This window comes from Carnobacterium iners (assembly GCF_900177385.1).
Taxonomy (GTDB): domain Bacteria; phylum Bacillota; class Bacilli; order Lactobacillales; family Carnobacteriaceae; genus Carnobacterium_A; species Carnobacterium_A iners.
On sequence record NZ_FXBJ01000002.1, the window covers coordinates 269,228 to 282,675 of the forward strand.

The 13,448-nt window shown below is 35.0% G+C and carries 11 protein-coding genes; 2 read left to right on the forward strand and 9 right to left on the reverse strand.

Annotated elements, in window-relative coordinates; all coding sequences use genetic code 11:
• Positions 1-92: 92 nt before the first annotated feature.
• The gene (locus B9Y54_RS01480; RefSeq protein ID WP_085558662.1) at positions 93-1,199 is read left to right on the forward strand and encodes an IS4 family transposase; all 1,107 of its coding nucleotides are present in this window, start codon (positions 93-95) and stop codon (positions 1,197-1,199) included.
• Positions 1,200-1,567: 368 nt separating this feature from the next.
• Here the strand turns inward: B9Y54_RS01480 and B9Y54_RS01485 are convergent, their stop codons facing one another.
• The 9 genes from B9Y54_RS01485 to B9Y54_RS01525 all read right to left on the reverse strand — a co-directional run bounded on the left by B9Y54_RS01485 (position 1,568) and on the right by B9Y54_RS01525 (position 12,507).
• Complete coding sequence (locus tag B9Y54_RS01485; RefSeq protein ID WP_085558663.1) at positions 1,568-2,725, reverse strand: C40 family peptidase; 1,158 nt, start codon at positions 2,723-2,725, stop codon at positions 1,568-1,570.
• Between the two features lie 35 nt (positions 2,726-2,760).
• Positions 2,761-3,648 (reverse strand): permease-like cell division protein FtsX, encoded by an 888-nt coding sequence (gene ftsX, locus B9Y54_RS01490; protein ID WP_085558664.1) that lies wholly within the window; start codon positions 3,646-3,648, stop codon positions 2,761-2,763.
• The gene (gene ftsE, locus B9Y54_RS01495) at positions 3,638-4,324 is read right to left on the reverse strand and encodes a cell division ATP-binding protein FtsE (RefSeq protein ID WP_085560472.1); all 687 of its coding nucleotides are present in this window, start codon (positions 4,322-4,324) and stop codon (positions 3,638-3,640) included. The genes ftsX and ftsE overlap by 11 nt, the downstream gene beginning before the upstream one ends.
• Positions 4,325-4,737: 413 nt before the next feature.
• Positions 4,738-5,848, reverse strand: a protein-coding gene (gene prfB, locus B9Y54_RS01500; protein ID WP_143062521.1) for a peptide chain release factor 2 whose coding sequence is annotated in 2 segments (ribosomal slippage) — positions 4,738-5,787 and positions 5,789-5,848 — 1,110 coding nt in all. Because the reading frame shifts where the segments join, the coding sequence is not laid out codon by codon here.
• An 86-nt stretch (positions 5,849-5,934) separates the two neighbouring features.
• Positions 5,935-8,460, reverse strand: coding sequence for a preprotein translocase subunit SecA (gene secA, locus B9Y54_RS01505; RefSeq protein ID WP_085558666.1), 2,526 nt, complete (start codon positions 8,458-8,460; stop codon positions 5,935-5,937).
• 360 nt (positions 8,461-8,820) lie between these two features.
• A complete protein-coding gene (hpf, locus tag B9Y54_RS01510; protein ID WP_085558667.1) occupies positions 8,821-9,381 on the reverse strand; it encodes a ribosome hibernation-promoting factor, HPF/YfiA family in 561 nt (186 codons plus the stop codon).
• Between the two features lie 134 nt (positions 9,382-9,515).
• Positions 9,516-10,217: a ComF family protein gene (locus tag B9Y54_RS01515; protein WP_085558668.1), complete on the reverse strand. Its 702-nt coding sequence runs from the start codon at positions 10,215-10,217 to the stop codon at positions 9,516-9,518.
• On the reverse strand, positions 10,211-11,557 hold the full coding sequence (locus B9Y54_RS01520; RefSeq protein ID WP_085558669.1) for an ATP-dependent helicase ComFA: 1,347 nt from the start codon (positions 11,555-11,557) through the stop codon (positions 10,211-10,213). Before B9Y54_RS01520 ends, B9Y54_RS01515 begins: the two co-directional genes overlap by 7 nt.
• A 74-nt stretch (positions 11,558-11,631) precedes the next feature.
• On the reverse strand, positions 11,632-12,507 hold the full coding sequence (locus tag B9Y54_RS01525) for a DegV family protein (RefSeq protein ID WP_085558670.1): 876 nt from the start codon (positions 12,505-12,507) through the stop codon (positions 11,632-11,634).
• Between the two features lie 262 nt (positions 12,508-12,769).
• Here B9Y54_RS01525 and B9Y54_RS01530 point away from each other — a divergent pair, with 262 nt between their 5' ends.
• Positions 12,770-13,408, forward strand: coding sequence for a YigZ family protein (locus tag B9Y54_RS01530; RefSeq protein WP_090005185.1), 639 nt, complete (start codon positions 12,770-12,772; stop codon positions 13,406-13,408).
• The last annotated feature ends 40 nt before the right edge of the window (positions 13,409-13,448 follow it).

A 13,448-nucleotide genomic window follows, 5' to 3' on the forward strand; every position in this document is an offset into this window, starting at 1 on the left:
CACAAATTTGTTTATATTATTCCAATATGCAAAAAAGTCCTTTATACTGAACTCAGATGACTCATCCAAGACCAATAAAAAGGACCCAACACATGGATAAGTATAAAACAAATTCTGCTTTTAATAAATGGTTTTCTTCCATTAAGCTAAATCTTTTACCAAGCCCTATTCAAAAAAAGATTGTTGACTTTGATAAATACCATAAGAAACTTAGTTTCTTCCAAGCTCTTCAACTTTTTCTTCATGGAATCAATGACGAAAAAGAAAGTCTTAGAGAGATGGATGCGGCTTTTGTTTCGAAAGAACTTCAAAAAGAAATGGATATGACTAGTATCAGTTATTCTCAGCTCTCTAGAACTCTCTCAAAAATAGATTCAGAGATTCTTTTAGCCATTTTTAGTCAGCTAGTTAGTCAGGCTAAAAATAAAAGGCCCGTAACGAAACGAAATAGTCTCTACCTAATTGATTCTTCGACGTTTTCACTTAACCAAAACCTTTATCAATGGGCTGATTTTCGTAAAACAAAATCAGGAGTTAAGCTTCACTTAAAACTCTGCTTTATGGATAATGAACATCTTTACCCAGATGAATTTACACTGACTAACGCCGTCGAGCACGATACAAATCAGTTAGAAGTATTGGTTAATCAACCTGAAGCGACTTATGTGTTTGATCGCGGTTACCTTGATTTTGAACGATTAGATACGATGCACTCGCAGGGCTACTTCTTTGTGACAAGAATCAAAAAGAATACAAAAGTTCATGTTTTAGAACCATTAGTAGCTTCCAAGAGTGAGTCCGTTATCAGCGACCAAATGGTCGCATTAGGTGCTCAGAACCATCTAACGTCCAGATTTCGTTTAGAAACCGTTCAAGATAAAAAGGGGAAAACTCTCCAGTTTATTACCAATCGTTTTGACTGCTCCTCTACTGACATTGCAGAAATGTGCAAAGCACGTTGGCAAATAGAGCTGTTCTTCAAGCATATTAAACAACATATGACGATTAAAAAGTTTTTTTCGAGAAGTGAAAAAGGGGTTGTCAATCAGCTGATTTTAGCCATGATTGCCAGTTTATTAACCTATTTGATTAAGTTAAAAACAAAAAGTAACCAGTCTGTTTTCCAAATCAAACGATTTTTTCGTTATCTGTTATTTCAACCGGCAGAAGAATGGTTTAATCTTTTGATACCGACTTAGATCCTTAAAGAAAGGGTGTCCGTTGGTAATGGAATCAGTTGAATAAGCAAAATTTTCTGGAAATAGTCATCTTTTGCGTAAGCACTCCCTTTTTTTGCCTTTTTTCAGAAAAACAAGAAATGAGGTCAAATTAAGCTATGTTTATGCAACACTAGTGAAAATCTTGTTAAATAAGATTCACTTTCTTATAGCGTACCTATTTTAAGGACAAATGTAAATTAGAAATGGTATTTTTTTTACATTATTGAGAAATAAGCTTATTAACAGAAAAAACTTGAGATAAAAACACTTTAAAAGTGCTTTTTATCTCAAGTTTTTTGGTCGCATTTAGGGACGACAGTTTAGTTTTTGATTAGAAAAAATAGTAACTAGTTTACTCGACCATATCCAACAACATATTTCCCCCAATAGTATTCATTAATTTGGGCTACGGCTACGCCAGAAGAAGATTGTGCTCCGATAAAACTACCATTACCTAAGTAAATAGCAACGTGATCAATGCTTCCTGTTTGATTAAAGAATACTAAATCACCAGGTTTAGCTTCTGATTGAGAAATTTTTGTTGATGCAGAATATTGTGCACTTGCTGTACGCGGTAAGCTAACTCCAACGGAACCAAATGCATACTGAGTAAAACCAGAACAGTCAAAACCTGCAGTTGTTGATCCACCATATAAATAAGGTGTTCCTTGAACGCCGAATGCTGCTCCTTGAACGCTTCCCCATGAGTTACTTGAAGCTGGTGGAAGAGATACTGTTGCTTTGCTTTCTGTTGCTGTTTCTGCTTTCTCTGCTACTACACTCGTATTTATAACTGCAGCATTTTTAACTTGATCAAGTTCTCTTGCTGCTTTTTCAGCAGCTTCTTTTGTTGCTAATAGTTGTTTTTTTTCATTTTCAACTACTGATTTTTCAGCTGCGATTGTTGCAACTACAGCTTCTTTTTCTAATTGTTGTTGCATTAAATCTGTTTTAGCTGATTCTAATTTAGCAGCTAAAATTGTTTGGTTTTTTAAAGTTTCTTCATTTTCAGCTTGTTTTTTTGCAACTAGCTCTTTATCTTCTGCTTGTTGTTTAACTAAACTTTGATTAGCAGAAACAATTTTAGAAACAACCTCTACACGTCCTAAAACATCTGAAAAAGATTCAGATGTTAATAAAAAATCAGCATAGTTTTGAGTATCGCCGGTTACTTGAATGATACGAGCTTGTTCAGCTAATTTTTCTTTGCGTTCAGTAATAGCCGTATTAAGCTCTTCTATTTGTTGGTTTAACTCTTTTAATGTTTTTTGAGTTGCCTTCATTTCAGTCATTAATGAGGCAGCATTTGCTTCATTTTTAGCAATATTGCCTGTAATTTTTAATAATTCATTTGTGATAGATCCATTTTTACTCTCAAGCTTTTCAATCTTTTCATTTACCGTAGTGAGATTATTGCCAATCTCTGCGCTTGCTGATAAGGGTGCTAAGCAAGTTGTTGCACCTATTGTTGCTGTCAAAAAAAGAGTTAATAATTTTTTATTCAATTTTCTTTCCTCCGTTTTCCCTAAATGCTATTTTTTTATACTTTTAAAAATCTTCTAATTGAAATAGATGACCCTAAAGCTCCGATTACTATGCCTATAGCTAACATTGCACTGCCAATTTGGAATAAGAATGGAGAGGGTGTTAATAATGCGAAATAGGTTCCTGATAAATAAGTTGTTCCGATATCATAAATGGTTACGTAAAGGAAACTAATAAAAGCGACTGGTATGAATGATCCTATAAAACCAATCATTGCTCCTTCAATTAAAAATGGCCATCTGATGAACCAGTTTGTTGCTCCAACTAACTTCATGATTTCAATTTCTGTTTTACGAGACATAATCGTGATTCGAATCGTATTAGATATTAGAAATACAGCTGTTAAGACTAGCGCCCCGATAATAACAACTCCTACATTTCTAACCGTACTCATCGTTTTAAATAAGTTATCTGCTGTTGCTCCGCCATAATTTACTTTTGCCACATTCTCTAATGTTTCAGATGTTTTAGCAACAGCTGCAGTGCTTTCAGGTGAATCCGCATTTACAATAAATACATCATATAATGGGTTATCGTCGCCTTGGAAAAGATTAAATTCATTCCCGTAACTTCCGACGACTTGTTTCAATTCATTTTCTCTACTAGAAAACTCAACTTTATCAACCGTTTTTAATGCGTTTAGCTCAGTTTCTAATTTTTTTTGTCCCTTATCGTCAGCAGCTAAGTCAATGTAAACCCGAACACTCACGTCATTTTCAATATCCGTAGCTAATTTACTCACATTCATTAACATGGCTACAAAAGATCCAACTAGTAATAAGGTTACGGCTACTGCACTAATAGCTGCAAGTGACATCCAACCGTTTCTTTTTAAACTTTTCAAACTTTCAATCAAGTGTCTTTTTAATGTTCTAACCTTCATATCCGTATTCTCCTTCCAATTGATCGCGGACAATGCGCCCATTCTCAACCGCAAGTACACGGTGTTTAACGACATTTACGATTTGGCTATTATGAGTCGCCATAATAACTGTTGTTCCCTGTGTGTTAATTTGTTCTAAAATAGCCATAATTTCCATTGATGTATCCGGATCTAAGTTTCCAGTTGGTTCATCAGCAATCAATACACGAGGCATATTAGCAATTGCTCTAGCGATTGCTATCCGCTGTTGTTCTCCGCCAGATAGTTCGTTTGGAAACATTCTTATTTTATGTTTTAAACTAACTAAGTCCAATACTTCTAAAACACGTTTTTTAATTACTTTAGGGTTTTTTTCTACTACTTCCATTGCATAAGCAATGTTTTCATATACGGTCATTCTTGGTAATAATTTAAAATCTTGAAAAACTACACCAACATGCCGTCTTAAATATGGAATGTCTTTATCTTTCATATTTACTAAATCAAATTCTCCAACTTTAATTGTACCTTTTGTTGCTATTTCTTCTCGGTAAATCATTTTAATGAACGTCGATTTACCAGCTCCACTTGGGCCAACGACATAAACAAAATCACCTTGTTCAATACGAACGTTTAATCCGTTAACTGCTGTGATACCGTTCGGATATTTTTTGTAGACATTTAACATTTCAATCATCATATCACCTAACTTTTTTTAATTTTCTTATTTGAAGTTTTTTGTCTGTTTTCACTAATTGTTTTCGGATAAGGAACTATTTTTTATAAAGGGAATGTATGAAAGACTTTCTGTCATCTAATCCTTACTCATTATAGCACCCATGAAAATAATGTCTGTTGTAGTTTGTTTACAAATGCATTTCACTCCGTCACATTTCTGTAATGAACGGTATTATTTAAAATCAAATGATATCTTTTCTTCTAATTCACCATTACCGTTTCACATCGACTAAAAAAAAGGGAATTAACTTGTTATTCATCTAGATAAATAGTATTTTTATGGGTTTAAGATTTTTAATCTGTTTCCATTTCTACAAAAAAAAATCTGTCAACAGTAAAAGTTTGACAGAAATTTGACAGAATTCAATTAATTTAGTTATCTGGTGTTAAAGTACTTCTTAAATAGGCTTGGATAAACGAATCAATGTCTCCATCCATCACATTTGTAACATTGCCTGATTCATAATTTGTGCGATGATCTTTGACCATCGTATAAGGATGGAAAACATAGGATCTAATCTGAGATCCCCAGCCTATTTCTTTTTGTTCTCCTCTTATTTCAGCCATTTCTTGTTCTTTCTTTTTGATGTCTAATTGATGCAACTTAGCCTTTAACATACCCATCGCTTGATCTCTATTTTTCATTTGCGAACGTTGCGCTTGACTGGCGACAACAATCCCTGTTGGAGTGTGCGTAATTCGAATAGCCGAGTCTGTTTTGTTGATATGCTGTCCACCAGCTCCACTTGCTCGATAAGTATCTACTCTCAAATCATCTGAATTGATTTCAATATTAATATCTCCTTCTATTTCTGGAATAACATCGATAGAAACAAACGACGTATGACGGCGCCCAGCTGAATCAAACGGTGAAATACGAACTAAACGATGAACCCCTTTTTCAGCTTTTAAATAACCATAGGCATTATGGCCTTTAATTAATAACGTCACACTTTTTATTCCGGCTTCGTCACCAGCCTGGTAATCAAGAGTCTCAACTTTAAACCCTTTTTTATCAGCCCAACGCGTGTACATACGCAATAACATACTGCCCCAATCTTGTGATTCCGTTCCACCAGCTCCTGGGTGTAACTCAATAATTGCATTGTTCTTATCATAGGGTTCACTCAATAGCATATCTAATTCATACTGTTCAAGTGTCTGAAAGAAAATCTTACTATCATTTTCTAATTCTTCTTCTAAATCTGGATCGTTTTCTTCTTTAACCATATCAAGCATGAGCTCTAGTTCTTCCTGTTTATCTTCTAATTGTTTAAAGCTTGTATAGGTTTCTTTCAGCGTATTCGCTTCATTAATCAAGGCCTGCGCTTTTTGTGCATCATCCCAAAAAGTAGGATTTGTCATTTGATAATCGTATTCAGCAATGTTTTGTTCCATGCTCTCTAAGTCAAAGAGACCTCCTGAAACCGGCAATCTTTTCTTTCACTGCTTCTACTTTATTTCTAATGTCACTTATTTCCATTCTTATTACCCCTTATCAAAATAATTTAGTGAGAAAAACACGATTTGCTAATCAAATCGTGTTTTTCTCTTTTTCAACTTTTAGTTTTAAGCTTGTCCATGACAATTTTTGTATTTTTTGCCGCTGCCACATGGACATGGATCGTTACGACCTACTTTTGTTCCATCAGCAGATACTGGTTTTTTCTTTGCTTCTTTAACAACTTCACCGTCACCCGCTGAACGAGCTGTCGTACCTTTAGCTACCTGTTCTCTTTGTAAATTTTGACGAATTTGAGACTTCATCAATAATCTAGTCACATCGTAATCAATGGCTGCGATCATTTCTTCAAATAATCTAAATCCTTCTGTTTGGTATTCAACCAACGGATTTGATTGACCATACGCTACTAAACCGATACCTTGACGTAATTGATCCATTGTATCAATATGATCTGTCCACTTGCTGTCTACTACTCGTAAAATAACCACTTTTTCAAATTCTAATACTTGCTCTGTTCCATTTAATTGTTGCTCTTTTTCAGTGTAAATTTCTTTTGCCGCATCTAGTAAAATAGTTTGAATTTCAATGGCCGATTTATTTTCTAGATCAACTAAACTCAAATCATCTGGATGAACAACTGCCGAATGAGCAAAATCTAAAATATTTTGGAGACTCCACTCTTCTTTAAGTCCTTGCGTATGTAGTTGGACCATACGGTTAATAGCACGTGCCATCATCGGAATCGTTACTTTTTTCAATGATTCTTGTTCCATGATCACTTCTAAGCGTTGTTTGTACATAATTTCGCGCTGTTCGCGCATAACGTCATCGTACTGTAAGACGTTCTTACGTGTATCATAGTTATTTCCTTCAACGCGTTTTTGAGCGGATTCAACTTGGCGCGAAATCATTTTACTTTGGATAACAGCATCTTCATCTTGGACTTTCAAACGCTCAAGGACTGCTTGAATTCTTTCTGAGCCAAATCGTCTCATTAAGTCATCTTCTAAAGAAAGATAGAATTGTGTCACACCTGGATCTCCTTGACGTCCTGCACGTCCACGTAACTGATTATCAATACGTCTTGACTCATGACGCTCCGTACCAATAACACAAAGTCCACCAGCCTCAATAACCCCAGCGCCTAATTTAATATCGGTTCCACGTCCAGCCATATTAGTTGCAATAGTAATCGAACCTTTTTGTCCAGCATTCGTTATGATTTCTGCTTCTTTAAAGTGATTTTTAGCATTTAGTACTTCATGTTTAATTTTTGCTTGCTTCAACAAACCAGATAATAATTCTGAAGTTTCAACAGCGACTGTTCCGACCAATATAGGTTGTCCAGTAGCGTGTCGTTCTTTGATTTCTTCAACAACTGCTTCGAACTTACTAATTAATGTAGGATACAACAAGTCTGGACGGTCATCACGAACTAATGGTTTATTCGTTGGAATCGCTACAACGCTAATGTTGTAGATTTCACGGAACTCTTCTTCTTCTGTCTTCGCTGTTCCGGTCATTCCTGCTAATTTCTTATACATTCTAAAGAAGTTTTGGAATGTAATATTTGCCATAGTTTTTGATTCGTTTTGAATTGTGACGCCTTCTTTAGCTTCAATTGCTTGATGTAAGCCATCTGAATAGCGACGACCATCCATGATACGTCCCGTAAATTGGTCAACAATCATCACCTTATCGTCTTGAATAACGTAATCAATATCGAACAACATAATATAATTTGCACGTAAAGCTTGATCCAAGTGATGAGTTAAGGCTTGATTTTCTACATCATACAAGTTCTCTACACGGAAAGTTTTTTCAGCTTTTTCCATTCCTACTTCAGTAAGTACAACGGTTTTTGACTGAACATCAATAGTATAGTCTTCTTCTTCTTTTAATCCTTTAACAAAGAAGTCTGTACGCGTATAAAGAGTCGTAGACTTTTCAGCTTGTCCAGAAATAATCAAAGGTGTCCTAGCTTCATCGATTAAAATAGAGTCGACTTCATCGACAATAGCGTAATGCAAGGGTCTTTGTACCATCTGTTCTTTATAAACAACCATATTATCTCTTAGATAATCAAAACCCATTTCATTGTTAGTGCTGTACATAACGTCAGCCAAGTAGGCTTCGCGTTTTTCTTCAGCTGTTTTTGAGTTCAAGTTTAATCCAACGGTTAGTCCTAACCATTGATACAATTCGCCCATTTCAACAGCATCTCGACTAGCCAAGTATTCATTGACCGTTACGACGTGTACGCCTTCACCAGTTAAGGCATTTAAATAAACCGGCATTGTAGCAGTTAACGTTTTACCTTCACCTGTTTTCATTTCAGGGATATTGCCGCGATGTAACGTCACACCACCCATTAACTGAACGTGGTAAGGGTATAACCCAAGGACACGTTTTGCTGCTTCACGAACAACCGCAAAAGCCTCAGGTAATAAGTCATCTAATGTTTTACCATTTTGATAACTTAGCCGAAATTCTAGTGTTTTTGCTTTTAATTCTTCATCAGATAACGCTGCCATCTGATCTGCAAATATCTCAATCTGATCAGCTACTTTACTTAAGCTCTTAAGTTCTTTTTTATCATTCTCAATTAAACTACGTAAAAAATTTGCCATTTACTTTTCTCCTCTTTTAACACTGTTTTCTCGTTTCTTTTTCTATCTTTATTTTTTTAGTAGTATTTTTTTCTATTCTAATAATAGCCGTTTAAACTCTTCTATTAGCTTTTTTTAATGTCCTTGTTAATTCTATCATTACTTATTCACAAATGAAACCTTTTTATATTGAAAACGCACCTCTCTTTTTATATTGAAAACGCACCTCTCATGAGGATTTATCTTATAAATAAAAATTTATTTACTTCTATTAAATTTTCACTATGTACGTTTTCTATTTTTCAATCTAAATAAAAATAAATCTTGTAAGAAACTTTTTAAGTTTCTTACAAGATTTATTAGATAAAACTCTTATTCATTCTAATTTAAATCTGTTTCGATTAAACCATATTTTCCATCTTTACGAGTATAGACAATGCTAGTTCCATTCGTTTCAGCATCTTCGAAGATAAAGAAGTTGTGACCTAACATATTCATCTGTAAAACAGCTTCTTCACTATCCATTGGTTTCAGTGACAAACGCTTTGTTCTGACAATGTTGATATCATTCTCAAGCTCATCTTCAAGATTTTCATCTAATAACTCTCCAGCTGGGACACGCATCTCAAAACCTTTTTCACGTGACTTACGGTTAATCTTGGTTTTGTATTTACGCATTTGTCTTTCTAGTTTATCAACGACTAGATCTACACTTCCATATAAATCAGGTGAGGTTTCTTCCGCACGTAATACAAGATAAGGAAGCGGGATTGTTACCTCCACTTTCGCAGTTTTATCTGAATACGTTTTTAGGTTAACATGTGCTGTAGATTCAGGCACATCTGTAAAGTAACGTTCAATTTTGCCTACTTTTTTCTCGACATAACTACGAATTGCTGCTGTTACCTCAATATTTTCACCACGGACATTATATTTAAACATAAACACTCTCCCCTTTCATCTGATTGTGTATCAGAATCGGCAACACCAGTTGGACCACTCAACTGGTGATTTGCTTAATTCAATTATATAGGATAGCGCTTTAATTAACAAACAAAATTAATTATATTTTCCTTTTATCTAGCAATTGAGAACGTTTCAATCGTTGCAACACCTATTTGCTGCAATAGCTCAGCTGCATGAAATAACGTACGTCCAGTTGTATAGACATCATCTATTAAAATAATTTGTTGATTCTTTAGCTGACTGCAGTAGTTCTCATCTAACTTAAAAGGCTGTTTGGATTCCATACGTTCTTTGCGATTTTTGCTTGATTGCTTTTCTCCTGTTCCTACATGAATTAAGGCTGGGTGAAATGGAATACCAGCAGATGCTAGCAACTCTTCTACTTGATTAAATCCACGTAATTTCATACTCGTTTGACTGATAGGAATCGGAATATACTGTTTATTTTTTTGGTTTTTCATATTAAAGTACTCCGTCAGTTCTTGATTGAATAACTTAGCTAGTCGATAATCGCCTTTGTATTTAAAGTTTTCTAACCACTCTTTTAAAAAAAGATTGTATTGAAATAACGCAGTATGACTGAACGCATACTTCGGGTATAGCTGTTTCCACTTGACACAGTCAAGACACGAGTCGTTTTCGTCTTGTTTTATTCGACAACAACCAAGACAAGTAGGTTCATTCGCTAATCTTACTAACTTTGAATGACACATTTGACAACGATTGGCTGATACTATCTTCTTAAAATACACGATATCTGTTAAAAGCATTTTTTCAGTTTCTTGTTTGCCACAGCATAAACAAGTTAGCATCTTCCAACCAGTCCCCTTTCCATTGCTAAGCGATTCATTTTTTTGATTTGGTGAACGGACCCCTTTAGTGCTCTTGTTTTTCCATAATAAAAAAATAAGACAGCTCCATTTGGAAAATCTTTATGTCGTCCTGCTCTACCAGCAATCTGAACTAAAGCAGACTCTGTAAATGTCCGATCTTCTGCTCCTAAAACAATGACATCAATATCCTTAAAGGTCACGCCTCTTTCTAAAATAGTCGTTGTTAGAAGGAAATCGTATTTTTCTTGACGCATTCCTATAATTTTTTCTTTTCTTTCTAGGTCTTGTGCGTATACGGTCGTAAAAACCGAATCAGGAAAACAGTGTTCTAGTTGTCGAGCTAGTTTTTGCATTAAGATAATATTAGGTAAAAAAATAAGCGCCCTTCTTTTTTTATCCAAACTCTTTTTTAAATAATCAAAGAAAACACTAATTTTTTTCTGTTGATTGATTTTCTTTTGCCAATCCCCGCACCAGATTAATTTAGGCTCAGGTAATCGATAACCATGATAACGTGCAGGAAGCATAGTCGCATTCAACTTTTTTTGTTGAATCGCTCGTTGCATCTTTTTATTAGGTGTAGCAGATAAAAAAATGAGTGCACCTTGTTTTTTCTTAGCTTTTTTAGCGGCATATTGTAACGCTTGGTCTACATCAAATGGAAAGGCATCAATTTCATCGATGATTAACACATCAAAAGCTTGATTAAATCTTAACAACTGATGAGTTGTCGCAATAACCAGTTGCGTATAACAATAGGATTCATCAGAGCCACCATATAAAACAGCTAATGAAACCTGTTCAAAAGCATTTTTTAAACGTGGAGCTAATTCCAAACAAACATCAACACGTGGGGAAGCAATACAAACTCTTTTCTTAGCTTGTAAGGCTAGCTCTATTCCTTTGAAGATCATCTCTGTTTTCCCCGCACCTGCGACAGCCCAAATTAACCGTTCTCCACCCATTTTTATTGTTTCTACAATAGCTATTGATGCTTCTTTTTGTTGTTTTGACAATTCACCTTCCCAAGTTAGTACGGGTTCCTTTAGAGAAGCGAAACGGTTTTGCTCTTTAGCTGTGTATAAGATGCTGCAGCGTTTAATTTTGCCCATCTGCAAACAATTGACGCAATAATAACACTCTTTTCCACAAGTACAAGGAGCGATTTGCCTTTTTTTGCGGTCGCTTGTTCCGCAGCGACTACATTGAAGTTGTCCATTTACTTTTTTAAACCCTTCGATTTGAGTAATAGTTGAATCTTTTTCTAAGGGGGCTGTTAACTCTCCTATTAAAACTTCCCGTCCACTTATTTCTAGCACAACAACTTCTCCTCCCTTTTTTTCTATTTACAAATTAATTGTACGCAAAAAAACAATAAAGCCATTTATCTGCTTTATTGTTTGCTTAAAATTGTTTCTATCTTTGTTTGGTCTTCTACCCAAGTCATTCCTAGTGCTCCCTTGCCTAAGTGTGTACCAATGACTGGGCCAAAATAACTAGTTTCAAATCTCACCGTTGGATAATCTTCTCTCAATTGTTCTTCCCAGTTCGCTGCTTGCTCTTTTGCATTGCATTGAATGATAGTTGCCACAATTGGATAACCTTTCGATAAATCCTCTGCTAAAAGGTGTTCAATACGCTTCAATGCTTTTTTTGTTGTTCTAATTTTTTCAAAGACAACAATTTGTTTGTTTTCAAAAAATAAAATTGGTTTGATTTTTAACAATGAACCAATAACTGCTGAGCCATTGGACAGTCGTCCACCCCGTACTAAGTGATTCAAATCATCAACTAAGAAATAAGCTTTTATTGTTTTACGCATATTGGATAAAACTTGAAAGATTTCTTCAACTGTATAGCCATTCTTAGCAAGCCTGGCAGCCTCTAAAACGTAATAACCTTGTGCAGCACAACTTAGTTCAGAATCAAATGGATAAACAGTAATTGTTTTCATCATATCCCCTACACTCACTATATTAGCGTACGTACCACTAATTCCACTCGATAAGTGAATGCTTATAATAACGTCATACTCTTTTGCGAGCTCATTAAACAATGTGATAATTTGCCCAGTGGTTGGCTGAGAACTAGTCGGTAAAGCTTCCATATCGGTTATTTTTTCAAAAAATTCTTCATTTCCAATTTCAATCTCTTCTAAGTAAGCAGTATTATCCATGATAACTGAAAGTGGTAACATATAGATTGAATTTTGTTCATATTGTTTTTCAGTCAGATACGACGTACTGTCTGTAACGATTGCAATTTTCAATTTTATACCACACGCCTTTTCCTTATTCTCTTTTCTATGTAAGGATAGAGTATAACACAATCTTAGTGACCTAAAGGAAAAATTTTAAAATTTAAGAGAATGTTCACAATAGCTAGTTTTCATAACGATTAGTAGTACTATACTGAACGATACAAAAAGGTTCGTTCTTGTTGATTCTGATGACTCACGGTAAACTAAGTGAATACAAGTCATTTACTGATTTAACTGGATGCTACACTAACTAATAAAAGGAGAAATGATGATGCTCAAACACTATTACACAATTGCAAGAGACGGAGTTGTTGAAACGGAAATAAAAAAATCACGCTTTATCTGTCACTTGAAAAGAGTAGCCAATGAAGCAGAAGCACAAGAATACATACAATTAATTAAAAAAGAGCACTGGAAGGCCAATCATAATTGTGTTGCCTACTTAATCGGCGATCAAAACGATATCCAACGTGCTTATGATGATGGTGAACCTAGTGGAACAGCTGGAGTACCCATGCTTGAAGTCCTAAAAAAACAAGAACTTAAGTATGTCATTGCAGTGGTTACTCGTTATTTTGGTGGAATAAAATTAGGAGCAGGCGGACTGATTCGCGCTTATGGAAAGTCCGTCAGCACAGCTTTAGATGAAATTGGTCTGGTTTCAAGAGCTTTACAGGTTCAAATAACTGTAACCGCTAGTTATCCGGCTTCTGGAAAATTAGAAAATAATCTTAAAGAATCTCCATATACACTTCTAGATATTCTTTACACAGAAAATGTTGCCTTTATTTGTTCAGTTGATGAAGAAAAAGTTAAAGCCTTCAAAAAAGAACTAACAAATTGGTTAAACGGACAAGTTCAGTTCGAAGAAGGTGAGAAAAGTTACCAAGAATCAAAACAGTTAAGTTAAAACAAAGCTTAAGAAAATCTTATATTTTTAGTACGTGTAA

Coding starts and splice junctions, on each gene's coding strand:
- B9Y54_RS01515 (WP_085558668.1), bottom strand. CDS start 10,217: ATGCTAACTTGTTTATGCTGTGGCAAACAAGAAACTGAAAAAATGCTT.
- B9Y54_RS01530 (WP_090005185.1), top strand. CDS start 12,770: ATGCTCAAACACTATTACACAATTGCAAGAGACGGAGTTGTTGAAACG.
- secA (WP_085558666.1), bottom strand. CDS start 8,460: ATGGCAAATTTTTTACGTAGTTTAATTGAGAATGATAAAAAAGAACTT.
- hpf (WP_085558667.1), bottom strand. CDS start 9,381: ATGTTTAAATATAATGTCCGTGGTGAAAATATTGAGGTAACAGCAGCA.
- B9Y54_RS01480 (WP_085558662.1), top strand. CDS start 93: ATGGATAAGTATAAAACAAATTCTGCTTTTAATAAATGGTTTTCTTCC.
- ftsX (WP_085558664.1), bottom strand. CDS start 3,648: ATGAAGGTTAGAACATTAAAAAGACACTTGATTGAAAGTTTGAAAAGT.
- ftsE (WP_085560472.1), bottom strand. CDS start 4,324: ATGATTGAAATGTTAAATGTCTACAAAAAATATCCGAACGGTATCACA.